Below are 22,919 nucleotides of genomic sequence, written 5' to 3'. Positions count from 1 at the left end.
ATATGCATTCGGTTGATGTCTCATGGAAAGAACTGCTAGCGGCCGTGCGCGCCGGACGGCCCGTCCGTGCGCATTCGGGCAAGGTCGGCGCGGGCGACGTGTTCGTGGCGGTACCCGGTCCCCAGGCCGATGGCGCGGGCTTCATTCCTGACGCCCTTGCGCGTGGCGCGGCCTGGATTGTGGCCGCTCCAGGCGTGCGCCTGCCAGAAGGAGCTACGGCCAGGCTGGTGACCCACGACGACCCGCGCCAAGCCCTGGGCGATCTGGCCCAGGCCGCTTTCGGCACGGCCGGTCACGGTTACAAACTCGTAGGTGTTACCGGCACCAACGGCAAGACGACTATTTCCTATATCCTTGAACAGCTCTTCGGCGGCTCCGGCCGCAAGGTCGGAGTGCTGGGCACCGTGAGCTACCGCTGGCCCGGCTTCAGCATGGACGCGCCGCTGACCACTCCGGACTGCCTCAGCCTGCACGAGATGCTGGCCAGGATGGACAAGGCCGAAGTGGATTTGGCGGTCATGGAAGTTTCTTCCCACGCCCTGGATCAGCAGCGAGTGGCGGGTCTTGCGTATGACGCCGCAGTGCTGACCAACCTGACCCAGGACCATCTGGATTATCATAAGGATATGGAGACGTACTTCCAGGCCAAGGCGCGGCTGTTCCGCGAATTGCCCAAAGAGGGCAAGGCCTGGGTCGTCAACTACGAAGATCCCTACGGTCTGCGCCTCCTGCGGGAGGGCCTGAGCGCCGGTCGGTCCGTGCTCGGTTATGGCCTGGAGACGCCTCCCGTGGGCATGCCGGCAATCCGCGCCGAGATCCGCGCCATGAGCGCCGCGGGCCTGGAACTGGCCGTCGAGTTCGAGGGGCGACGTTTCGAGCTGGTCTCGCCGCTAGTGGGCCGGCACAACGCCATGAACCTCCTGGCGGCCATGGGCGTGGGCTTCAAGCTCGGACTCCGCGAGTCCGACATGCAGGCCCTGGCCGGATTCACCGGCGTCTCCGGCCGCTTGGAGCGCGTGACCAACCCGCACGGCCTGAACGTATTCGTGGACTATGCTCACACGCCCGACGCCCTGGTCAACGTGCTTTCGGCGGTCAAGGCCCTGGGCGTGCGCAGGCTCGTGTGCGTGTTCGGCTGCGGCGGGAATCGCGACCGGGCCAAGCGGCCGCTCATGGGCCAAGCCGTATGCCGTCATGCCGATGTGGCCGTGCTTACCTCGGACAACCCGCGCCATGAGGACCCGCTCGCCATCATCGAGGACGTGAAGCCGGGCCTGTCCGGCTGCGCGCGGGTGGTCATCGAGCCTGACAGGCGCAAGGCGATCGCCTTGGCCCTGGAGGGACTGACCGCGGAGGACGCTCTGGTCGTCGCCGGCAAGGGACATGAGCCCTACCAGCAGATCGGGGATGTGAAGCATCCCTTTAGCGACCAGCAGGTGGTGAGGGAGTTGCTCGGATGAAGATGGAGCTTTCGCGCATCGCAACGGTTCTGAACGCCTTGGGCGAGCAGACCGACGGACGCACGGTGACCCGCGTGCAGATCGACAGCCGCGTGGTCCAGCCCGGCGACCTGTTCGTTTGCCTGCCGGGCGAGCGCGTCGACGGTCACAGCTTTGCGGCGGACGCCGTGCGCAAGGGCGCCGTGGCCGTCCTGGCCCAGAGGCCCTTGCCCGAAGTGGATGGCGCGCCGGTGCTCCTGGTGCGGGACACGTGCAAGGCCCTGGGCGACCTGGCCGTGGCCTGGCGTGGCAGCGTGCAGAGCCGCGTGGTGGCGGTTACGGGTTCGGCCGGCAAGACCACGGTCAAGGAGCTGATCGCTCAAACCTTGGCCGCCGAGATGAGTGTGGCCAAGAACCACAAGAATTTGAACAACCAGATCGGGCTGCCTTTGTCCATGCTCGCCGCCAGCGGTGAGGAGGACGTTTGGGTCATGGAGGTCGGCATCAGCCGCCAGGGCGACATGGAGGAGCTGGCTCCCATTGCATCTCCCGATCTGGCCGTGATCCATAATATCGGTCCGGCACATCTTGAAGGGCTGGGCAGTCTGCGTGGAGTGGCCAAGGCCAAGGCCCACTTGCTGACATCCGTGCGCCGCGGCGGCGCAGCCATCGTGAACCGGGATTATCCCGAGTTGTGGGAGGCCGCGCAGCGCATTTTCCCAAGCGTCCAGGCCATGAGCACGCAGAATGAGAAAGCGCCATACTTCTGCACCTACCTTGGTCCCTCGCAGCAGGGCGGCGTGTTCCTCCTGCGTCTTGAGGATGAACGGTTGGAAGTCGACCTGCCCTTTCTGGGCGCACATTTCGCCGAGAATGTGGTGGCCGCGGCATCGGCGGCCTACCGCCTGGGCATGAGCGCGGGGTCCATCGTGCAGGCCCTGGCCAAGGCACAATTGCCGGACCAGCGCTTCGCGGCGCATCATCTGGGCTTCGGAACCCTGATCGACGACACGTACAACGCGAATCCCCTGTCCATGAGCAGGGCGATTCAAGCCGCAACGGAGCTTGCCGGCAACCGGCCCCTGGTGCTTGTGCTGGGCGATATGCTCGAACTGGGCTCCGAGGCCGAGGCCGAGCACGTCAGGCTTGGCGAACGAGCCGCGGCCTCGGGCTGTGCGGCGGTCGTCTACCGCGGAGGATTCGCCAAGGCCGTAGCCAGGGGACTGGTACAGGCCGGCTTCAAGGGCCGGTTTCAGGAAGTTCGCGCCGGGGCGGAACTGGCGCCGGTGCTGGAAGACCTCGGATTGACCAAGGAGCAGGCCGGAACCGTCATCCTGGCCAAGGGTTCCAGGTCCAGCCGCATGGAAGAGTTCGTTACCGCCTTACGCAGCAGCTACGGCTCGAATGGAGGAGCCGGGCAATGATCTATCATCTTCTGTATCCCCTCGCTGGCGAGATCAGCGCCTTCAACGTTTTCCGGTACATCACGTTCCGGTCCATCTATGCGCTGCTTACGGCGCTGCTCATTTCCATCCTCTTCGGCCCGCTCATGATACGCTGGCTCAAGAGAATCAAGTTCGGCCAGTACATCCTGGAGGACGTGGCGGCGCATAAAGCCAAAGCCGGCACGCCCACCATGGGCGGCATGCTCATCGCCGCGAGCCTGGTGCCCAGCGTGCTCCTGTGGGCCGATCTGACCAACATTCATATCTGGTTGTGCATCATCGTGTTCCTGGGTTTCGGCCTGGTGGGCTTCCTGGACGATTTCCTCAAAATCAAGCGCAAGCGCAACCTGGGGCTCTCGGCGCGGACCAAGCTTTTGGGCCAGTTAGCCGTGGCCGGCCTCGTGCTCGTGCTGCTTATCGATCATCCGGCCTACTCCACCAAACTGGCCATGCCCTTCTTCAAGGACTTCACTCCTGACTTGGCTTGGCTTTATCTACCTTTCGCTGTTCTGGTCATGGTCGGATCGAGCAACGGCGTGAACCTCACCGACGGCCTGGACGGCTTGGCCATCGTGCCCACGGTGGTGGTCAGCGTGGTCTTCACGGTCTTCGTCTACGTGGCCGGCAACGTGAACCTGGCCAACTATCTCCAAGTGGCTTACGTGCCGGGCGTGGGCGAGGTGGCCGTGTTCTGCGCGGCGCTCGTGGGCGCCGGGCTGGGCTTCTTGTGGTTCAATGCCTATCCGGCCCAAGTCTTCATGGGCGACGTGGGCTCGCTGTCACTCGGCGGAACCCTGGGCTTCATCGCCGTGCTGGCCAAGCAGGAGCTGCTGTTGCTCGTGGTGGGCGGACTGTTCGTGGTGGAGACCATTTCGGTCATCCTGCAGGTCAGCTACTTCAAGATGTCCGGGGGCAAGCGCATTTTCCGCATGGCCCCGCTGCACCACCACTTCGAGCTCAAGGGTATTCCCGAGTCCAAGATCATCATCCGTTTTTGGATACTATCCGTGCTCCTGGCCTTGGTGGCCCTGAGCACGCTCAAGCTGCGCTAGGGGAGGAAAGCGAACCATGCGCGAACTCATACATGCTGGGCAATTGGCGGGTTATCAGGCGGTCGTTTTGGGTGCTGGCAGTTCCGGAACCGCCGCGGCCACACTGCTGGTGTCCCTTGGCGCCAAAGTGCGCTGGCTGGAGCGCAAGGATCCGGGCGAGGATGTGCGCCGCTTCGCCGCGGACAAAGGCATCGACATGCAGATCGGCGAGCACACGCCGGAGCAGTTCGCGGGCGTGGACCTCGTGGTGGTCAGCCCGGGAGTGCCCGTGCGCAAGATGGGCCATCTGCTGGGCGACATGCCCGAGCGCAAGGTCGTCAGCGAGCTGGAGCTGGCTTCCTGGTTCGTGAGCGAACCCATTCTGGCCGTGACCGGCACCAACGGCAAGACCACCACCGTAAGCCTGTGCGGACATATCCTCAGGGAGTCCGGCAAACGGGTCTTCGTGGGCGGCAACATAGGCACGCCCCTCTCGGAGTACCTCCTGGGCGGCGAGCGCGCGGACATCCTCGTGCTGGAAGTTTCCAGCTTCCAGTTGCAGAACTGCCGGACTTTCAAACCCCATGTGGGCGTGCTGCTGAACTTCTCGGCCAACCATCTGGACTATCACGAGTCCATGGAAGAGTACCTGGAGGCCAAGCTCAAGCTGTTCGCACGCCAGACCGAGCAGGATCTGGCCATTGCTCCGCTTAACATGAAGGACGAACTGGAGGCGCGCGGCTTCACCAAGGCCAAGCGCGTCTACTATGTTCCCAGCAACCGCTTCGAAGGCGCCCGGCTGCTCGGCGTGCATAACAAAGCCAACATGGAGGCCGCCTGGCTGGCCTGTCGGGCTTTCGGCGTGAGCGATGACCAGGCCCGCGCGGCGGTCATGAGCTTCAAGCCGCTTTCGCACCGCATCGAACCGGTCATCGAGACCGGCGGCGTGCTCTTCGTGGACGACTCCAAGGCCACGACCATCGACGCCATGGCAGCGGCCATTACGGCCTTTGATCGGCCCGTGCGCCTGCTTGCCGGTGGGGTGTGGAAGGGCGGCGATGTGGCCGCTCTGGTGCCGCTGCTTAAAGACCGGGTCAAGTCCGTGGGCTTGTTCGGCAAAGCTCGCGAGGTGTTCGAGGGCGCCTGGCAGGGGCACGTGCCCCTGTTCTGGGAACCGACGCTGGAGCCTGCGGTGAAGCGTCTGTACGCCGAGGCACAGCCCGGGGATGTGATCCTGCTCTCTCCGGCCACGGCGAGTTTCGACCTGTACAAGGACTACAAGGCCAGGGGCGACGACTTCCAGCGCATCGCCCGGGGCTTGTCTGGAGCGGGAAGCAAGGCATGAACGAGCGCAGGGCGGAACGCATGGAGCGCAGGGGGTTCGACTACCTGCTCCTGGCCGCGGCCTTGGTCCTGTTGGGCCTGGGACTGGTCATGGTGCTTTCCGCCAGCGGGGTCATGGCCGAGAAGTACATGGGCAACAAGTACCATTTCTTCATCCGGCAGGCCGGCTTTTCCGTGGCCGGGTTGTTCATCATGACCATCGCCTGGGTTTTCCCGCGCGAGCGCCTGTATTCGCTAAGTTATCTCTGGATCGTGGGGGCCATCTTCCTGCTGGCTCTTGCCCTGTGGAGCCCCTTGCGTCACGAGGCCAACGGCGCTTTCCGCTGGCTGCGGCTCGGATCGTTCGTCATGCAGCCGCTGGAGCTGGCCAAGCTGGCCCTGGTAGTTTACTTGGCCAACTTCTACAGCGCCAAGCAGGACCTTCTGGGCCGTTTCAGTGTGGCCATGGTCCCGCCGCTGCTCGTTACCGGCATTCTTGCAGGACTGCTGCTCATGCAGCCGGATTTCGGCGGCGCTTCATTCCTGTTCCTGCTCATGTTGCTGATGGCCCTGGCCGGCGGGGTGCGGCTGACGCACCTGGGCGCAGTGGGCATAGCCGCGGCCTGCGCCGCCGTTGTGCTCGTGAGCCAGTCGCCAAACCGCATGCGTCGCGTGTTCGCCTTCGTGGATCCCTTCGTGGACCCGCTCGATACCGGCTACCAGCTCGTGCAGTCCCTGTATGCCCTGGGCTCTGGCCATATTTTCGGGGTGGGCCTGGGTGCAGGCAAGCAGAAGCTCTTCTTCCTGCCCGAGGCGCACAACGATTTCCTTGTGGCGGTCATCGGCGAGGAGCTGGGCTTCATAGGCGTGTCCGCCTTGTTTCTGCTCGTCGGCGTGCTGCTCTGGCGCGGTTTCGTGATTGCCTGGTCGCGCAGCGACCTGCGCGACAGGCTGTTTGCCTTTGGGCTGACCAGCGTGCTGGGACTTGGCTTCGTGCTCAATATGGCCGTGGTCCTGGGCGCGGCTCCTCCCAAGGGAGTGCCAATGCCTTTCCTGAGCTATGGCGGCAGCAACCTTGTGGTCTCTTTCGCTACGCTCGGCCTTTTGCTCAACTTGTCGCGGAACGAGGGATAGGTTCATGCGTATCGTGCTGACCACCGGCGGAACCGGTGGACATATTTTCCCGGCCTTGGCCGTAGCCGAAGAGATCAAGCGCCGCCATCCCGACGGCGAGCTGCTCTTTCTTGGCGGCACCTACGGACCTGAAGGCCGCATGGCCGCCGAAGCGGGCATCCCTTTCCGCGCGTTGGCCGCTCGGGGTGTCATCGGCCGCGGCGTGCGTTCGGTGGGCTCCATTTTCTGGATCACCCGCAGCGTGCTCGAATCACTGTGGGTTCTCTGGCGTTACAAGCCCCAGGCCGTCATCGGCTTTGGCGGCTACGCTTCGTTTTGCCCCGTGCTGGCCGCCAAGTGGCTGGGCATCCCCACGCTCATCCACGAGCAGAACAGCATGCCCGGCGTGGTAAATCGGGTGCTGGGCCGCTATGTGCGCATGGTGCTCATCAGCTACACGGACGAGCACCATTGCTTCGATCAGGCCAAGACCGAACTGACAGGCAATCCCGTGCGCGCCGCCATTCGCGGATTGCGCGACGGGAATACCGAGCAGCGTCCCACGGGCAGGCGGATTCTTATCCTCGGCGGCAGCCAAGGGTCCAAGACCCTCAATGACGCCGTGGTCAGCGACCTGCCCAAGCTTGCCAAGGGAGGGATCGAGCTATGGCACCAGACCGGAGAAAAGGACTTGGAATCCGTCAGGCGCTCGTACGCCGCGCAGGGATACACCACGGCAAAGGTGGACCCGTTCATCAAGGATATGGCGGCCGCTTACGGCTGGGCGGATCTCGTGATCTGCCGCGCAGGCGCAACCACTCTGTCCGAATTGACTGTCGCTGGTAAGCCCAGCGTGCTGGTTCCGTTTCCGCATGCCACCCATGACCACCAGTCCTTGAATGCTCAAGCCCTGGCGGAGCGTGGGGCCGCGGTCATGGTCAGCGAAAGGAAACTGGCGGAAACGGGCTTGTTCACTATCATTCAGCCGCTGCTTGAGCCCGAGCGCCTCATGGAGATGGGCAGGTCCGCGGCCATGCTCGGCATGCCCGACGCAGCGGCGCGCGTGGCGGACGCCCTGGAAGCCGCCGCGACCGAGCGCATTTAAGGATTGGGAAGCAAAGAAGATGAAGAACACCATAAAGAACATTCATATGATAGGCATTGGCGGCTCGGGCATGAGCGGTATCGCCGAGGTGCTCCTGAACCTCGGTTACGCAGTGACCGGCTCGGACCTGTCCATGAACGCCGCGGCCAAGCGACTCAAGGATCTTGGCGCAGAGGTTTTCCTTGGCCACGGCGCATCCAACGTGAGCAACGCCCATGTGGTGGTCAAGTCCACGGCCGTACCCGAGACCAACCCCGAGGTGCAGGAAGCGCGCAGGCTCGGCATTCCGGTTATCCCACGGGCCGAGATGCTCGCCGAACTCATGCGCCTGCGCACGGGCATCGCCGTGGCCGGCACCCATGGCAAGACCACGACCACCTCGCTGCTGGCCGAGATATTCACCGCAGCAGGGCTGGACCCCACGGTCATCATCGGTGGGCGGCTCAATTCCTGGGGAGCCAACGCCTATCTGGGCGAGGGCGAGTACCTCATCGCCGAGGCCGACGAGTCCGACGGCTCGTTCCTCGTGCTTGCGCCCATTATTACCATCGTGACCAACGTGGACGCCGACCACCTGGACTTTTACCCGGATCAGCAGGCCATCGACCGGGCCTTCACCGAGTTCATGAACAAGGTGCCTTTCTATGGCGTGAACGTGGTCTGCGGCGACGATCCCGGCGTCGAACGCATCCTTCCGGGAATCCGGCGGCGCATCATGACCTACGGCCTGCGCCCGGGAAACCGCATCCGCGGCGAGATCACGAGCTGCCAGGAGCGCTGCATATTCAAACTTTACGTGGACGAGGAATATTGGGCCGATGTGGTGCTCAACAAACCCGGCCGTCACAACGTGCTCAACTCAATGGCCGCCATCGGCGTTGCCCTGGAAGCAGGTTTGCCCAAGGAGGCCATCCTTCAGGGCCTGGAGAGGTTCGGCGGTGTTGGGCGGCGCTTCGAGATCAAGGGCGAGAAGGGCGGAATCCTGGTGGTGGACGATTACGGCCATCACCCGGCCGAGATCGGCGCCACCCTTGCCACGGCCAAGGATTGCTATCCCGAGCGCAGGCTCGTGGTGGCTTTCCAGCCCCATCGCTTCACGCGCACCAAGGCCCTGTTCGGCGATTTCTGCAAGGTGTTCGACGTCGCCGACGTGCTCCTGCTCACGGAGATATATGCGGCGTCCGAGGCGCCCATTCCGGGCGTGAGCGGCCTGTCGCTGGCGCAGGGCATCCGTCAGGTCGGCAAGGTGGATGTGAGCTTCTTCCCGAACTTCGAGGAAATGGAAGCCGCCCTGCCTGGGCTGCTCAGGCCCGGAGACGTGCTTCTGACCCTTGGCGCGGGCAATATTTGGCAAGTGGGCCAGAACTATCTGGACAAGGCCTAGGCGGAGCCGGAGCAGCATGGATTTGATCATCGGCAAAGGACCGCTCCTGAGCGAGCGCACGACCCTGAGGCTTGGCGGCCGCGCGCTGGCCGAGATCAGCGTGGGCAGCGAAGCCGGGCTCGACCGATTGGCCGGAGAACTTGCGCGCTTGGGCGGACGTCCGTTGGTCCTCGGCTGGGGGAGTAACCTGCTGGCCAAGGACGGCGAGCTCGATCTGCTGCTGGTCCGGCCGCAATTCGAGCAGGGCCCCGAGGTCGTGGGCGAGGTCCAGGGCAAAATCCTGGTTCGCTGCGGCGCCGGCGTACGCCTGCCGCTCCTGCTGGGCTGGGCCGCCCGGCATGGTCTGTCGGGTCTGGAAGGGTTGGCGGGCATTCCCGGCAGCGTGGGCGGCGCCGTGGCCATGAACGCGGGCTCCTACGGCGTATCATTCTGCCAGGCCATGACTCGCGCGCGCATCTGGACGCCCGAGAGAGGCCTTGTATGGCTTGCTCCAGACGGGTATGACTGCGCCTACCGACACTTCAAGCCGCGTCACCATGGAGAGAGCGGGCTGTTCATCGTCACTGAGGTTGAGCTGGTCCTGACTTCCGGCACAAGCGAGGCCGTGCGGTCGGCCATGCGCGCCAATCTGGCCAGGAAGAAGGCTTCCCAACCCATTACTCTGGCCACGGCTGGCTGCGTATACAAGAATCCCGAGGGCAACAGCGCCGGCCGCCTGCTCGACCAGGCAGGCTTCCGCGGCCGCAGGCTCGGCGGCATGGGCTTTTCGGAGCTGCACGCCAATTTCCTGGCCAACTACGGCGGAGGCACTGCGGGTCAGGCCCTGGAGCTTCTGGAGGAGGCCTGGGCCAAGGTGCTCGATCTGTTCGGCGTGTCGCTTGAGCTTGAAGTCAAGGTGGTCGGATGAGCGCTCTCCTGCTGCCCAGGCAACGCCGGCGCAGGCTGCTCGGCGATTTGTTCCGCGATGCGCGCCCGGGTGACGTGTTGCGCTGGAGCAGAATACAGCTCGGCCGCGTGATCGTGGGTTCGCTGCTCGTGGCATCCATGGCTGGCGTAGGCCTTTTACTGCTCATTGCTTACCGGGCCGTAACCAGCCATCCGTACTTCACGCTGCGCAGCGTGGCGATCGAAGGCAGTCAGAGGCTCAGCGTATCCGACGTGGTGGCCCTCACGAGTGTGAGCCTGGGTCAGAATGTATTGGCCCTGAACATAAGCGATATGGAGTCGCGCTTGGCGGCGAACCCGTGGGTCAAGCAGGTTTCCATCCGCCGCGAGTTGCCGGACGCCCTGCGCATTATTCTGCGCGAGCGGCAGGCCGCCTTCTGGGTCCGGCAGGGCAAAACATTGTATTACGCCGGTTCGGACGGCCGTCCCATTGAGGAATTGGTTTCCGAGCGCTTCGCTTCCTTGCCTGTGCTGGAAGTGCGGCCCGGCGCGGAACGGTTTTATGACCAGTTGCAGTCCTTGGTGGAGAGGGCACAGCATAACGAGTTTTTTTTCGGCATGCAGCAGGTGGCCATGATTACGGCCGATCCGGAGCGTGGGCTTCTGGTGCGGCTGGATGCCGAGGGCTTGACGCTGGCCACCGAGCTCGACGACTGGCGGCAGGGCCTTGCGCGCATGGCCCTTGTCTGGGCCGACCTGGGCAAGCGGGGCGAGCGTGACCGGGTCACGGGCATGCGCTCTCGGGGCGACAAGGTCTGGGTGACCATGCCCGGCCTTGGACTGTGAGCGTAAGTGCAAGCGGTAAACGGAAAGTATGTCATGAGGAATTCTGAGGAGTAGACCCAATGGCCAGATCCGAGCTCTTAGTCGGCCTAGACATCGGGACCACCAAAATTTGCGCCGTGGTGGGGGAGCCGACACCGAGCGGCGTTGATATCGTGGGGGTGGGAACATGCCCGTCCAACGGCCTGCGCAAAGGCGTGGTGGTCAACATCGAGCAGACCGTCCAGTCCATCAAGAAGGCCGTGGAAGAGGCGGAGCTCATGGCCGGCTGCGAGATACGCTCCTGTTATGCGGGAATCGCCGGCAGTCATATCAAAGGCTTCAATAGCCACGGCGTCATCGCGGTGAAGGGCGGCGAGGTTGCGGCCAAGGACGTGGAGCGGGTCATCGACGCGGCAAAGGCCGTGGCCATCCCGCTGGACCGCGAGGTCATACACATCCTGCCCCAGGAATTTATCGTGGACGACCAGCGCGGTATCGCCGACCCCTTGGGCATGGCCGGCGTACGCCTGGAGGTCAAGGTGCACATCGTCACGGGCGCTGTCACCAGCGCCCAGAACATCGTGCGTTCCTGTCACCGCTCGGGCCTGGATGTGGCCGATATCGCGCTGGAGTCCCTGGCCTCGGCCAAGGCGATACTCACCGAGGAAGAGCGTGAGATCGGCGTTGCGCTCATCGACCTGGGCGGAGGCACCTCCGATCTGGCCATCTTCTCCAATGACGCCATCAAGCATACGGCGGTGCTTGCCTTGGGAGGATCCAACCTCACCAACGACATTGCCTTCGGCCTGCGCACGCCCATGCTCGCAGCCGAGAAGATCAAGGTTAAGTACGGCAGCGCCTTGGCGGAGATGGTGCGCGGCGACGAGATCATCGAGGTGCCCAGTGTGGGTGGCCGCGAGCCGCGCAAGCTTTCGCGCCAGGTTTTGGCCGAGATATGCGAGCCGCGCGTGGAGGAAATCCTGATGCTGCTCGACCAGGAACTCGTTCGCTCGGGCTTTAAAAATTCCATCGCCGCGGGCGTGGTGCTTACGGGAGGCACCTCGCTCATTCAGGGACTGCAGGAGATGGCCGAGCAGATCTTCAACCTGCCCACGCGCATCGGCTATCCGCGCAATGTGGGCGGCCTGAAGGATGTGGTGGATAGCCCCATGTACGCCACGGCAGTGGGCCTGCTGCTTTACGGAGCCGAAAAGGAAGGGGCTGGGCAAAGCTTTCGCATCAGGGACGCCAATGTGTTCAACCGCATCCTGGGCAGGATGCGCAAGTGGTTCACGGACATCAAGTAGTACACGGAAGCGCTAGCGATAATGCAGCGGCTGTAGGGAGCCGCTCATGCTACAGAGGAGGATGCCATGGAAAAGCTTGAGATCGTCTGCGAGTCCACGGCGCAGATCAAAGTGATCGGCGCGGGAGGCGGTGGCGGCAACGCCATCAACAACATGATCGAGTCGGGGCTCAAGGGTGTGTCCTTTGTGGCCGCCAACACGGATATTCAGGCTCTGAATCGCTCCAAGGCCGAGTTCAAGTTGCAGCTCGGCGACGCCCTGACCAGGGGCCTGGGCGCGGGAGCCGATCCGGAGAAGGGCCGCAAGGCGGCCGAGGAATCCATCAACCAGATCCGCGAAGTCATCGACGGAGCGGATATGGTTTTCGTCACCGCGGGCATGGGTGGCGGCACGGGCACGGGCGCCGCTCCAGTCATCGCCAGAGCCGCTCGGGAGGCCGGGGCCCTTACCGTGGCCGTGGTCACCAAGCCTTTTTACTTTGAGGGCAAGCGCAGGCTGATGGCCGCCGAGCAAGGCATTCGCGAGCTGCGCAGCGAGGTGGATTCGCTTATCACGATCCCCAATGACCGCCTGCTGTCCATCGCCTCCAAGAAGGCCAGCTTCCTGGACATGCTCAAGCGCGCCGACGAGGTGCTGTACTATGCGGTCAAGGGCATCTCCGACCTGATCATGATCCATGGCCTTATCAACCTGGACTTCGCCGACGTGAAGGCCGTCATGGGCCAATCCGGTTTGGCCATGATGGGCACCGGCATCGCCCGCGGCGAGGGCCGGGCCAAGGAAGCGGCCATGAAGGCCATCACCAGCCCGCTGCTGGAGGATGTGTCCATCGATGGCGCCAGGGGCGTGCTCATCAACATCACCTGCAGCCCGGATATGACCATCGACGAAGTCAGCGAAGCGGCCAGCACGGTCCAGAGCGCGGCTCACGAGGATGCGCAGGTCTTCTTCGGCACGGTCTTCGATGAAAGCGCTACCGACGAGATGCGCATCACGGTCATCGCCACGGGCATCGAGAAAGAGATGCCGACGGCGCCCGCACAGGACAAGGACAAGGTCACCCAGTTGCGCCAGGCCCCAAGCCTGCGCCCGCGCAAGCCGCGCATGGCTTCCGCCTCCGGCTTGTCGCCGGAGGACCTGAACATCCCGACCTTCGTGCGCGTGGGGTACTCCGGCAAGGATCAGCCCGAAACGCACATGGCCAGGAGCAAGGCCGCCAGCGCGGATGAGGATTTCATCTTCGATGAAGACGAGTCCGACAAGGAGTTCGAGATCCCGGCCTTCATTCGCAAGCAGGCCGACTAGGCCCGCCTTGCATAGACAGCCATATGGCACGGAGATGGGCGAAACCATCTTCGTGCCACCCTTTAAAGCATTTTGCATTTCAGACGCTCCCTTCGGCGTTGACGGCGGAATTACATTCCGCCTACGCCTGCGGGGCGACAAGCCATGCCGACGCATGGCTTGCAGAGCATTTTCAAAAGCAAAATGCTCTAACGGCGGATTGCGTCCGTTCGGCCGGACAGGTAGTCTCCGGCCATGAGTGAGCAATCCGGGAGCGATTTTTTCTACCTTGGCCGTCAGCAGCCGCGAGTTCCCGAACGAGGGGGGCGGCTGCCCGTGGCCCTGGCCTTTCCCGGCCCGGAGCGCTTCGCCATGTCCGGCCTGGGCTGGCAAGCCGTGTACCGCATGCTGGCCACGCGGCCGGATTTCGCCGTGGAGCGCTTCTTTCTGGAAGACAGCCACGGCGCGGGCCCGGTCTCGGCTGATTCGGACGCGCCGCTTTCCGATTTCCCGTGCATCGCCCTGAGCCTGACCTTCGAGGAGGAGTTCGCGGCGGTCTTGCGCGCCCTGGAGGCGGCAGGCGTGCCAGTCCATTCCGTGGACCGTCCGGACTGGCCGCTGGTGCTGGCGGGCGGCCCGCTCGCCTGGCTCAATCCCACGCCTATTGCGCCTTGCGTGGACCTGTTTTGGGTCGGAGAGGCCGAAGCGGGCTTGGTTGAGATCATGGAGCGCATGCGCCATGCGGCCCTGGCCGGCAGACCCAAGCAGGAGTTCCTGCGCGAGGTCGCGGCCGACCCGGGCGTATGGGTGCCGGGAGTCAGTCCCACTCCCGTGCGCCGGGCCATAGCCGGCGGCGGGCGTCGTTTGGACGATCCGGCTTACTCTTGTTTCATCAGCGGCAAGGCCGAGTTCGCGGACATGCTCCTGCTGGAGGTCAACCGCGGTTGCCCTTACGGCTGCCGCTTCTGCGCCGCGGGCTTCATCTACCGCCCGCCTCGTCACGCCGAACTGGAAGATCTCAAGACCATCGTGCAGGCGGCCAATCCTCCCAAGGTGGGTCTGGTCGGCACGGCGCTCACGGACTGGCCGCAACTCATGGACTTTCTGTCCTGGCTCAAGGAGCGCGGCACCAAGTTCTCCTTGTCCTCCATTCGCGCCGACGGCGTGACCCCGGATTTCCTCAAATTCCTGCGCCACAGCGGGTTGCGCACCATCACGCTGGCCCTGGAAGCACCGAGCCGCAGGCTGCGCAAGGCAGCCAACAAGCGGCTGCGCGAGGAGGATTTCCTGAATGCCGTACGCTTGTGCTCCGAGTATACGGTCAATCACCTGAAGATTTACTGTATAGTAGGCTGGCCCGGCGAGACGGACGAGGATTACGAGGAACTCGGGCGGTTTCTTGTAGATATCCAGCGCGCGCGGGAAGAGGGCAAGGGCAAGCGCAGCAAGGGGTTGGAGCTGATCACCCTGAGCCTTTCGCAGCTTGTGCCCAAGCCTTGGACCCCATTCCAGTGGGCGCCCATGGCCACGGAAGAGCACCTCGACGCAGTAGTTGCGCGGATCAAGGTCATGGCCAAGCCGCTGCGCGGGCTCAAGATTTCGGCGGATTCGCCCTTTGGCGCGCGACTGCAAGGCTATTTGTCGCGTAGCGGGCCCGAGGTTTTCGACTTTCTGCTGGCTGCCGCGCGCCTGGGCGGCTGGCGCAAGGCCCTGCGCGAGACGGGCGCGGACTTCTCATCCGTACTGGACCACGAGCGTGGTGAGCACGAGGCCTTCCCCTGGGAGGTCGTGGACCCCGGCGTGGGCCGCGAACACCTGTGGCGCGAGTGGCAGCGCTACAAGGAAGAGCGCAACACGCCGCCCTGTCCGCCCGAGGGCTGCGAGCACTGCAAGTTGTGCGGAGTCTTCTCGGCCACTCCTTAGAGCATTTGCTTTTGAAAATACTCTGCAAGCCATGCGTCGGCATGGCTTGCCGTTTGCTTCGGCGCAGGCGCAATTCACTTGCGCCGTCAGCGCCGGAGCGTGCGTCTTAAAAGCAATCTGCTCTAACGGGCCTTATTCGTCCCGCGCCACGACCTCGAACAGCGGCTCAGGCTCCCAATCGGTCTCACCGTGGGTCTGGGCCAGCAGCACTTCATCGCCCTCCTGGATCTCCTCCCACTGCTCGGAACTGATCTTGCCTTCCCAGAGCAGGAACTCTTCGTCCGGAACGCTCTCTTCCTCGCCGGTGGTCAGGTTGCGTAGATAGACCCTGAGCATGGCCCCTCCTTCAAGGTTTATCATAGAGCCTACGAGCATACACGAGCCGCGGCGGGAGGCAATAGATTGCCGTGCCTGAGCAGGCTGCCTTTGCCCGTCGGGCTGATTCCCTTGGACTCGCTTTGGTGCGAAATGCCGCCGGCCCGTGCCTCCCTGTTGAAGGCAGTCGGCAAATGGCATAAACTGCGCGAACTTATCCTCAGGGCGGGGTGAAATTCCCCACCGGCGGTATCCCGGCACGAGCCGGGGAGCCCGCGAGCGCTTTCTCCAGAGTGGAGGAAGGTCAGCAGACCTGGTGCGAAGCCAGGGCCGACGGTCACAGTCCGGATGGAAGAGGGTATGAGCATTTTGCTTTGAAAATGCTCTGCAAGCCATGCGTCGGCATGGCTTGCCGCCGCGCGTAGGCGTAGACGCAATTCACTTGCGCCGTCAACGCCGGAGCGGGCGTCTTAAAAGCAATCTGCTCATGACAGGTGGCATCCCCGCCGCCGGCGTTCTGTCGGCGCGAGGCTGCTGGTGCGTATATTGCGCACCGGCGTGCTGTCTCATCCCGCGCCCTGATTCTGGTAAGCAACCGCTGCACAGGAGCATTACCATGAATCAGACTCTGCAAAATCGTTTTGGCCACTCCTTCGAGCAGGTGCAACAGGCACTCGACTCCCTGCGTCACGGTCGGGGCGTGCTGGTCGTCGATGACGAGCAGCGCGAGAACGAAGGCGATCTGATCTTTTCAGCCCAGCATCTCACCGAGGCGCAGATGGCCATGCTCATCCGCGAATGCAGCGGCATCGTCTGCCTGTGTCTGCCGGAGGAGAAGGTGCGCGCCCTTGATCTGCCTCCCATGGTCGACCGTAATTCGAGCCGCTACGGCACGGCCTTCACCGTGACCATCGAGGCGGCCGTGGGCGTGACCACGGGCGTATCGGCCCGCGACCGCCTGACCACGGTGCGGGCGGCCATAGCCGATGACGCCAAGCCGGAAGACCTCAATCGACCGGGGCACATGTTCCCTTTGCAGGCGCGTCCGGGCGGCGTGCTTGAGCGGGAAGGGCATACCGAGGCCACGGTGGACCTCATGCGCCTGGCTGGGCTCAAGCCGTACGGCGTTCTGTGCGAACTGACCAATCCTGACGGAAGCATGGCCCGCCTGCCCGAGATCAGGGCTTTTGCCCGGCTGCATGACCTGCCGGTGCTGACGGTGCAGGCCCTGGTGCAATACCGGCGCAGGCTGGAGCCGGGGCTGCAGTAAGCAGCGGTATAGCGGAACGTGGGGAGGGCTTTGCCCTCCTCGTACCCCAATCGCAAGGGCTCTGTTCGAACAAGACTCCACTTGCCCTCATATATCTATGGGCCTGTGTAGTACGAAAGTACTATTGGTGATCTAAGTGGTAAGCCCATGGTTGCAATTTAGAAGCAAGTATAAGTTTTTTGTTTTATAATGTAAGAAAAATGATATGGAGGCATAAGCTTATGCGTTTATGATATCTGGAGATTACATAAATTTTAGTCTTTTAAGCACAAGGCTAAATAAGAATTATGGGCATGTAAATTTTTATATTTGTCTGAAAGTAAAGACAGATTGAGCTATGCTATTTTTTAAAATATTTATATTTTCATGGTTATTTTTGATGGTATCATATTTTATCCAAGAATTTACTTATAAGCGAATTAATTCAAAAAACTTCATTGATAAAGCTAAAGATATAGTGACTAAATCTTCTAAACTCGCTACCTGGTTCACCGCGATTTCTATTGTATATGAAATATATATAAAGCACGTTTCAGAGTAACTTTAAAGTCAGGCACACAAGCGGCACGCCGTGGCCGTTTACGACTACATGGCGCTTGGTGCCCCGTTTGCCTCGGTCGGTCGGGCTCGGTCCTGTCTATTGGCCCCCTCTGGGGGAAGGCACGGAACCCGAATCGATGGAGAAGCGCTGCCAGTCGAAGCAGTTCGCCGTATTGAGCGTGGAGAGCAAAATGCCGTGCAGCTTGTCCCAGATGCCGTGTGCCTGCTACTGTTTGAGCCTTCGCCAGCAGGTCATGCCCGAGCCGCAGCCCATCTCCTTGGGAAGCCACGCCCAAGGGGTGCCTGTCTCCAGGACGAAGAGAATGCTCCGCAGGACATCCTAGTCGCTCACGCGCGATCGCCCACCCTTGGGTTTTGGCCGCTCCTTGGGTAGCAGGGGCTCTATGGCGGCCCAGAGACGTTCAAACTCGGCGGATTTCATGGCTCCTCCCATCGGGGCCGGGTCCATACATGGCTCTTAATAAAGGCAAATTTCTATGCTTGTACCGTTCAAACCGGCAGGAGCAGCGCGCCTGGAAAAGCCCGCCAAGCTTCGGCCAACAGCAGGCTGCCGGCGGTCTGCATGGGCCTTCCAGTGATGGCCTCGCGCCAGGCCGTAGGTGCTCCTTCGGGCAAGATCAGCTCCGTTCCCGCCCAGACATCGCCCAGGGGCAGGCTGCCAGGCTGGACCACGCCCGTGAGGAATCGCGGCGCGGCTATGATGGCCCAACCGTGCTCATCATGGTGTCTGGCAAAGGCGATGACCCGATCGCCATGCTCTCCCTTGGCCTTGAGCGGCAGATAGGCCCCATGGCGAAACAGGTCTGCGTGGGCCTTTCGCGCGGCCAGGGCGCGCTGGACGAGGAAAAGCTTGATCCGGCCGTCGTGCATGGCGTCCAGCAGCTCGGCCGCCAAGCTCTCGGCATCGCGCTCGGTTCGCGAGACGATGGCCTCCAGGGCATAGGCCCGCGCCGGGTAATCCACAGGCCGGCGGTTGTCCGGGTCCACGAAGGCGAAATCCAGCAGCTCCGACCCCTGATAGAAATCCGGCACGCCCGGCGCGGTGATCTTGAGCAGCGTCTGGGTCAGGGTGTTGAACAGGCCATGGAAGGCCACCTGGCGCAGGAAATCGAGGAAATCGGGCAGAAAGCGGTTGGCGTCCGAGGGGGTCAGGATGGCTTCGGCAAAACCTAGCAAGGCCTGTTCATACTGCTCGTTGGGATCGATCCAGGTCGTGTGGACCTTGGCTTCGCGCACGGCCTTGAGCAAGTAGTCCTTGAGCCGGGGAAGATAGCTCTCAACCGCCTTGGGCTCCAAGGGATAACTGCCCACAAGCGTCTGGTAGAGGAAGTACTCGTCATTCTCGGCCGGGTAGCGCTCGCCCTGCCAGGAGGTCTTGGCCTTGCGGTTGGCGCGTTGCCAGGCCTTGAGTCGGGCATCGAACTCGCTCGGAAGCTCCGAGAGGACCATGATGCGTGCACGGGCGTCCTCGCCGCGCTTGGCGTCGTGGCTGCCCAGGGAGTTCATGGTCAGGGGCCATTTTTCGGCCCGCTCGCGACAGAAGGCGTGGAACTCGTTCAAGGTCACGCCGAAGCGCTCGGGGCTTCCGCCGACCTCGTTGAGAGAGACAAGGCGGTTGTAGTTATAGAGCAGTGTGTCCTCGAAGCCTTTGGCCATGAGCGGCCCCGTGAGTTGCTGGAAGCGCATGGCAACTTCCATCCAGCCCCGGCGCTCCTCGTCGGGCAGCTTGTCGTAATGGCGCAGGAGCAGGAAATCCTCGATGAAATCCAGCTCGAAGCGGTGCGTGGGCAGATGCTTGCGCGCCCGACCTATGGCTTCACGGATGTACGCGCCGTCGAGATCCGTGAATCCCGCTGGGCTGATGTAGGTGCGGTAGACCGGAAAGCGCGCCAGGACCTCCACAATGGCCCACTTGAGGCCGAACATGGTGATGTCGCTGCCGTAGCGCAGGCTTCCGCTCACGCGCTTCATGAGTCGGGCCAGGTTGTCCACGTCGCCGCCCATCTCCTTGCCGATGATGAGCCGTTTCTTGAGCGCGGCCAGCTCCTGGTAATCCTCCTTCATGTTGGAGAATCGGGCGTATATGCGCTCGAAGCGTCGTTTGTTTCCCGTGGCGCAGAGCACACCGCCGGCCATGTTCATGAAGTCGTAGCCAGTGCTGCCGGCCACGGGCCAGGATTCGGGCAGCTCCTCGCCGAACTGGAGGATTTTTTCCACCACGATATAGGCCTGGTCGGCGAAACGCCGCAAACGCTTGAGGTAGCCTTCGGGATCGAACAGCCCGTCCACGTGGTCCACACGCAGGCCCTGGACAATGTCTCGGCGGACCAGGTCCACAATGAGCCCGTGGGTGGAGGTGAACACGTCCTGGTCTTCCACGCACACGGAGATGAGCTCGTTGATGTTGAAGAAGCGGCGGTAATTGATCTCCTCGGTGGCCACCTTCCAGAAAGACAAGCGGAAGTGTTGCCGTTTCAGGAGATCGTCCAGGCGATTGAAGCTTTCCGGGTTGCCAGGCTCGCCGTTCAGCTTGGCGATTTCCTCGTCCAGCAGTGCGCGCAGCGCTGCGTTGCCGGCATGCAGCTCGGCCAGCAACTCCTTGACGAAGCGCACCTGATCACGCCGTTCGGCCGCCTCCTCGATGGAAGGCAGGGTGCGCAGCACGTAGGACAAGCCCAGGAGCTTGACGTAGTCGTGGGAATCCTTGCCCGCACTCTTGCCGAAGCGGCGCAGCAGCGGGTCCAGCACGTCGGCGTAGGTCTCGATGGCCAGGGGATATTCGTGGTCAAAATAGGCAACATGAAAGCCGCTGCTCGCGTAGCGCAGGGATATCTCGCCCGCCTCCAGGGCTTCGCCGTACATCTTGCCCAGAAACGGGGTCAAAACCCGGCCGCGCAGGGGCTCGTAGGCGTGGTGCCAGTCGATGTCGAAGCTGTGGTAATAGGATGAATTGGGGCCGCTCTCCAGCACGTCCATGAGCATGCTGTTGGCCTTATGGTAGGCCATGTGGTTGGGCACGATGTCCTGGATCCAGCTGAGTCCGAGGCCGCGCGCCTTGCGTGTCAGGGATTCCAGCTCCTGCATGTCGCCCAGCTCGGGATTGATGCCGGCTGGGTCCACCACATCGTAGCCGTGCTGGCTGCCGGGCTTGGCCTTGAACACGGGCGAGGCGTAGATGTCGCTTATCCCGAGCCTGGCCAGGTACTCCAGGACCTTGGCCACGTCGGCGAAGTCGAACTCCGGAGTGAGCTGCAGGCGGTAGGTGGCAACGGGTTCGTGCATCAGGCCACCTTGATGCTTAAAAGCGGAGCCAGGGCCGTAAACGTGTCCAGCCAGCGCTGTGCCGAAGGATCGCCCTCGGCGGCGCGCGTGCTCATGGCCGGACAGACCGTGCGGTACAGCGTGAAGTAGGTGTTCTGGGCCTTCCACAGGTTGAGGTCCAGTTGCAGGCGGTTCAAGGACTCCAGGAGGTTCTTCAAAGTCGCGAGCGCTGCGGTGTCGTGCGGCTCCTGGGCGGCCCGCTCCATGGTCTTTGTGACGTGCTTCTCGGCGACGAGCCCGACCCCTGCTTTATCCAAGGGGATCTTCCAGCGCTTCAGGTTGGTGACGACGCGATCGAGTTTGCCGAGATCCACCGTGTCGCTGGAGAACAGCGCGTGCAATTCGTCGTTGAGCACGGCCTCGGCCGCGCTGGTCAGGGCCCTTGGCAGCGGCCGGTGTACCTCGGACAGGTAGTTCATGGTGGTGAAGTTCTGGTCCAGCACGCGGGCGAAATCGGTGCGCACCTCGGCCATGGTCGTGTCCAGGATCTGGTTGATGACCGCCTGCTGTTCGTCCTTGAACAGATGGGTCAGGGAGTAGATGCTCCCGTCGAAGTGCTTTTCCATGAGCCGCACGAGTTCCGGCACGTCGCCCAGGGGCAGGGCTTTGTTCATGTCCGCGCGCATGGCCTCGAAGTCCTGCCGGGGCAGCTCCTGGCACACGCCGCAGGCCACGCTGTGGCCGCCGAAGTGCAAGGCGGTAAAGGCCATGGAGCTTTCGTTCAGCGTGATGGTCGACCAGGCCCTGGTCCGGCCCATGGCCATGCGCAGGTTCCCGGCGGCCCGTTTCTCGAAATCGCCGGTCTCGGCGCGGAAGCAGTAGACGCGGATATCGGCCAGGTCTTCATGGAACAGGGAGGATATGGCCAGGTGCGCGCCCACCCGGCCCAGGTCCAGGCGGGCCGGTTTGACGAACAGCTCGTATACCTTCGCCCCGTTTTCGAACTCGGCCATGTTGCTGGGCGCCGCGGCCAGGCCGCGCTTGAAGCGGTCCTCCAGGTCGACGTGGGTCGTGTCCTTGAGGAGCTGTATGGCGCGTGCCGCATAGGCCATGACCTGCGTGGTCTCGATGCCCGAAATCTCGTCGAAGAACCAGCCGCAGCTCGTGAACATGAACATGGCGTGGCGCTGCATCTCCAGCAGGTGCAAGGCTTCGATGCGTTCCTCGCTCGAGAGGGCACGCCCGGCCTGGCGGTCCACGAAGGCGGTCATGGTCTCGGGCGTGCGGTCGAGCAGCACTTCGATGTATTCGTTGCGCGCCTTCCAGGGGTCGCTGAACAGCTTGCCCGCCTCGCTCTCATAGAGCGGGGTCATGGAGTCGCGCAGGTGGTTGAGGGAATCACGCAGGGGCTTGCGCCATTTCTGGTGCCAGCCCTGGTGCATGCCCGTGTTGCAGCCGCAGTCCGAACGCCAGCGCTCCACGCCGTGGGCGCAGCTCCAGGCCGAATTCTCGAAGATCTCGATTTCGTGCTGGGGCGGATGCTTCTCAAGGTACTCGGCATAGATGGTCAGCCTGGCCAGCTTGTTGGCCTGGATGTGGTGCAGGCAATAGGCCAGGGCCATGTCGCCCGAGCGGTGGTGGTGGCCGTAGGTCTCGCCGTCCGTGGCCACATGCACGAGCTGCGGCCAGTCGCGCTCGTCGTTGAAGGCGCCCATGAGCCTCGCGGCGAAGTTTTCGCCGCTCTCGAGCATATCGCCGAAGGCAAGTTGCTGGGAAATCGGCCCGTCATAGATGAACAGCACGATGTTGCGGCCCGAGGGCAAGTGGCAGATGTAAGGGGTTGTCGGGTCCACGCGGCCGCCGCTTACGTCGCTGTATTTTTCCGCGCCCTTGCGGCGGATCTTGGCAACCTGGTTGGGCGCGAGGATGGTGAACAGGATGCCGTGGTCCACGAGGATTTCCAGGGTCTTCAGGTCCACGGCGGTTTCCGGCAGCCACATGCCCTCGGGATCGCGGCCAAAACGGTGGAAGAAATCACGAATGCCCCATTCCACCTGGGTCTGCTTGTCTCGCTCGTTGGCCAGCGGCATGATCATATGGTTGTAGACCTGGGCCAGGGCCGAGCCGTGGCCCGCGAACCGCTCGCGGCTCAGGCGGTCGGCCTCGATGATGGCTGCGTGGATGTCGGGGGCGTGGCGCTCCATCCAGGTCAGCAGGGTGGGGCCGAAATTGAAGCTGATCTTGGAGTAGTTGCTGACGATGTCGATGACGCGCCGCTCGCCGTCCAGGATGCGCGAGGCCGTGTTTGGCGCATAGCATTCAGCTGTGATGCGCTGGTTCCAGTCATGATAGGGATAGGCCGAATCCTGCAACTCCACTTCTTCCAGCCAGGGATTCTCGCGTGGAGGCTGATAAAAGTGGCCATGGATGCAGATGTATTTTTCCATG

16 protein-coding genes and 1 riboswitch are annotated in these 22,919 nt (G+C 62.9%); of the genes, 13 read left to right on the top strand and 3 right to left on the bottom strand.

Features of this window, described 5'->3' with window-relative positions; genetic code table 11:
- Window positions 1-2 precede the first annotated feature (2 nt).
- The 12 genes from H585_RS0119945 (at window position 3) to H585_RS0119890 (ending at window position 15,064) form a co-directional block, all read left to right on the top strand.
- Window positions 3-1,460, top strand: a complete 1,458-nt coding sequence (locus H585_RS0119945) for a UDP-N-acetylmuramoyl-L-alanyl-D-glutamate--2,6-diaminopimelate ligase (RefSeq protein WP_027369131.1) — start codon at window positions 3-5, stop codon at window positions 1,458-1,460.
- Window positions 1,457-2,863, top strand: coding sequence for a UDP-N-acetylmuramoyl-tripeptide--D-alanyl-D-alanine ligase (locus tag H585_RS0119940; protein ID WP_027369130.1), 1,407 nt, complete (start codon window positions 1,457-1,459; stop codon window positions 2,861-2,863). Before H585_RS0119945 ends, H585_RS0119940 begins: the two co-directional genes overlap by 4 nt.
- Window positions 2,860-3,936, top strand: a complete 1,077-nt coding sequence (gene mraY, locus H585_RS0119935) for a phospho-N-acetylmuramoyl-pentapeptide-transferase (RefSeq protein WP_005987945.1) — start codon at window positions 2,860-2,862, stop codon at window positions 3,934-3,936. The genes H585_RS0119940 and mraY overlap by 4 nt, the downstream gene beginning before the upstream one ends.
- A 16-nt stretch (window positions 3,937-3,952) precedes the next feature.
- Window positions 3,953-5,260 carry a UDP-N-acetylmuramoyl-L-alanine--D-glutamate ligase gene (gene murD, locus H585_RS0119930; protein WP_014261314.1) on the top strand — a complete coding sequence of 436 codons (1,308 nt, stop codon included), beginning with the start codon at window positions 3,953-3,955 and terminating at the stop codon, window positions 5,258-5,260.
- Window positions 5,257-6,372: a putative lipid II flippase FtsW gene (gene ftsW, locus H585_RS0119925; protein WP_027369129.1), complete on the top strand. Its 1,116-nt coding sequence runs from the start codon at window positions 5,257-5,259 to the stop codon at window positions 6,370-6,372. Before murD ends, ftsW begins: the two co-directional genes overlap by 4 nt.
- 4 nt (window positions 6,373-6,376) lie before the next feature.
- Window positions 6,377-7,456 carry an undecaprenyldiphospho-muramoylpentapeptide beta-N-acetylglucosaminyltransferase gene (murG, locus tag H585_RS0119920; protein ID WP_027369128.1) on the top strand — a complete coding sequence of 360 codons (1,080 nt, stop codon included), beginning with the start codon at window positions 6,377-6,379 and terminating at the stop codon, window positions 7,454-7,456.
- A 19-nt stretch (window positions 7,457-7,475) separates the two neighbouring features.
- Window positions 7,476-8,840 (top strand): UDP-N-acetylmuramate--L-alanine ligase, encoded by a 1,365-nt coding sequence (gene murC, locus H585_RS0119915; protein WP_005987955.1) that lies wholly within the window; start codon window positions 7,476-7,478, stop codon window positions 8,838-8,840.
- Window positions 8,841-8,856: 16 nt separating this feature from the next.
- Window positions 8,857-9,747: a UDP-N-acetylmuramate dehydrogenase gene (gene murB / locus H585_RS0119910; protein WP_027369127.1), complete on the top strand. Its 891-nt coding sequence runs from the start codon at window positions 8,857-8,859 to the stop codon at window positions 9,745-9,747.
- On the top strand, window positions 9,744-10,571 hold the full coding sequence (locus H585_RS0119905; protein ID WP_014261310.1) for a cell division protein FtsQ/DivIB: 828 nt from the start codon (window positions 9,744-9,746) through the stop codon (window positions 10,569-10,571). Before murB ends, H585_RS0119905 begins: the two co-directional genes overlap by 4 nt.
- A gap of 59 nt (window positions 10,572-10,630) precedes the next feature.
- Window positions 10,631-11,857: a cell division protein FtsA gene (gene ftsA / locus H585_RS0119900; protein ID WP_005987962.1), complete on the top strand. Its 1,227-nt coding sequence runs from the start codon at window positions 10,631-10,633 to the stop codon at window positions 11,855-11,857.
- A 66-nt stretch (window positions 11,858-11,923) separates the two neighbouring features.
- Window positions 11,924-13,162 carry a cell division protein FtsZ gene (gene ftsZ, locus H585_RS0119895; protein ID WP_027369126.1) on the top strand — a complete coding sequence of 413 codons (1,239 nt, stop codon included), beginning with the start codon at window positions 11,924-11,926 and terminating at the stop codon, window positions 13,160-13,162.
- A 234-nt stretch (window positions 13,163-13,396) separates the two neighbouring features.
- Window positions 13,397-15,064 carry a radical SAM protein gene (locus tag H585_RS0119890; RefSeq protein ID WP_027369125.1) on the top strand — a complete coding sequence of 556 codons (1,668 nt, stop codon included), beginning with the start codon at window positions 13,397-13,399 and terminating at the stop codon, window positions 15,062-15,064.
- Between the two features lie 132 nt (window positions 15,065-15,196).
- Here H585_RS0119890 and H585_RS0119885 read toward each other — a convergent pair whose 3' ends face one another.
- Window positions 15,197-15,400: a hypothetical protein gene (locus H585_RS0119885; protein WP_014261305.1), complete on the bottom strand. Its 204-nt coding sequence runs from the start codon at window positions 15,398-15,400 to the stop codon at window positions 15,197-15,199.
- Between the two features lie 191 nt (window positions 15,401-15,591).
- A riboswitch (FMN riboswitch) is annotated at window positions 15,592-15,743 on the top strand.
- Between the two features lie 252 nt (window positions 15,744-15,995).
- On the opposite strand from H585_RS0119885, the gene ribB reads away from it, so the two are divergent.
- Window positions 15,996-16,649, top strand: a complete 654-nt coding sequence (gene ribB, locus H585_RS0119880) for a 3,4-dihydroxy-2-butanone-4-phosphate synthase (RefSeq protein WP_027369124.1) — start codon at window positions 15,996-15,998, stop codon at window positions 16,647-16,649.
- 1,050 nt (window positions 16,650-17,699) lie between these two features.
- Here the strand turns inward: ribB and treY are convergent.
- The gene (gene treY, locus H585_RS0119870) at window positions 17,700-20,492 is read right to left on the bottom strand and encodes a malto-oligosyltrehalose synthase (protein ID WP_027369122.1); all 2,793 of its coding nucleotides are present in this window, start codon (window positions 20,490-20,492) and stop codon (window positions 17,700-17,702) included.
- On the bottom strand, window positions 20,492-22,918 hold the full coding sequence (locus tag H585_RS0119865) for a DUF3536 domain-containing protein (protein WP_027369121.1): 2,427 nt from the start codon (window positions 22,916-22,918) through the stop codon (window positions 20,492-20,494). Before H585_RS0119865 ends, treY begins: the two co-directional genes overlap by 1 nt.
- Window position 22,919 lies beyond the last annotated feature (1 nt).

The organism is Desulfocurvibacter africanus subsp. africanus DSM 2603 (genome assembly GCF_000422545.1).
GTDB lineage: Bacteria > Desulfobacterota > Desulfovibrionia > Desulfovibrionales > Desulfovibrionaceae > Desulfocurvibacter > Desulfocurvibacter africanus.
The sequence above is the reverse complement of the archived record's forward strand: the minus strand, read 5'-3'. Positions and strand labels throughout refer to the sequence as shown.

What these genes read in the sequence shown, in the direction of transcription:
- ftsZ (WP_027369126.1), top strand. Translation starts at nt 11,924, where the DNA reads ATGGAAAAGCTTGAGATCGTCTGCGAGTCCACGGCGCAGATCAAAGTG.
- H585_RS0119905 (WP_014261310.1), top strand. Translation starts at nt 9,744, where the DNA reads ATGAGCGCTCTCCTGCTGCCCAGGCAACGCCGGCGCAGGCTGCTCGGC.
- murD (WP_014261314.1), top strand. Translation starts at nt 3,953, where the DNA reads ATGCGCGAACTCATACATGCTGGGCAATTGGCGGGTTATCAGGCGGTC.
- ftsA (WP_005987962.1), top strand. Translation starts at nt 10,631, where the DNA reads ATGGCCAGATCCGAGCTCTTAGTCGGCCTAGACATCGGGACCACCAAA.
- treY (WP_027369122.1), bottom strand. Translation starts at nt 20,492, where the DNA reads ATGCACGAACCCGTTGCCACCTACCGCCTGCAGCTCACTCCGGAGTTC.
- murG (WP_027369128.1), top strand. Translation starts at nt 6,377, where the DNA reads ATGCGTATCGTGCTGACCACCGGCGGAACCGGTGGACATATTTTCCCG.
- ftsW (WP_027369129.1), top strand. Translation starts at nt 5,257, where the DNA reads ATGAACGAGCGCAGGGCGGAACGCATGGAGCGCAGGGGGTTCGACTAC.
- mraY (WP_005987945.1), top strand. Translation starts at nt 2,860, where the DNA reads ATGATCTATCATCTTCTGTATCCCCTCGCTGGCGAGATCAGCGCCTTC.
- H585_RS0119945 (WP_027369131.1), top strand. Translation starts at nt 3, where the DNA reads ATGCATTCGGTTGATGTCTCATGGAAAGAACTGCTAGCGGCCGTGCGC.
- H585_RS0119865 (WP_027369121.1), bottom strand. Translation starts at nt 22,918, where the DNA reads ATGGAAAAATACATCTGCATCCATGGCCACTTTTATCAGCCTCCACGC.
- ribB (WP_027369124.1), top strand. Translation starts at nt 15,996, where the DNA reads ATGAATCAGACTCTGCAAAATCGTTTTGGCCACTCCTTCGAGCAGGTG.
- murC (WP_005987955.1), top strand. Translation starts at nt 7,476, where the DNA reads ATGAAGAACACCATAAAGAACATTCATATGATAGGCATTGGCGGCTCG.
- H585_RS0119885 (WP_014261305.1), bottom strand. Translation starts at nt 15,400, where the DNA reads ATGCTCAGGGTCTATCTACGCAACCTGACCACCGGCGAGGAAGAGAGC.
- H585_RS0119940 (WP_027369130.1), top strand. Translation starts at nt 1,457, where the DNA reads ATGAAGATGGAGCTTTCGCGCATCGCAACGGTTCTGAACGCCTTGGGC.
- murB (WP_027369127.1), top strand. Translation starts at nt 8,857, where the DNA reads ATGGATTTGATCATCGGCAAAGGACCGCTCCTGAGCGAGCGCACGACC.
- H585_RS0119890 (WP_027369125.1), top strand. Translation starts at nt 13,397, where the DNA reads ATGAGTGAGCAATCCGGGAGCGATTTTTTCTACCTTGGCCGTCAGCAG.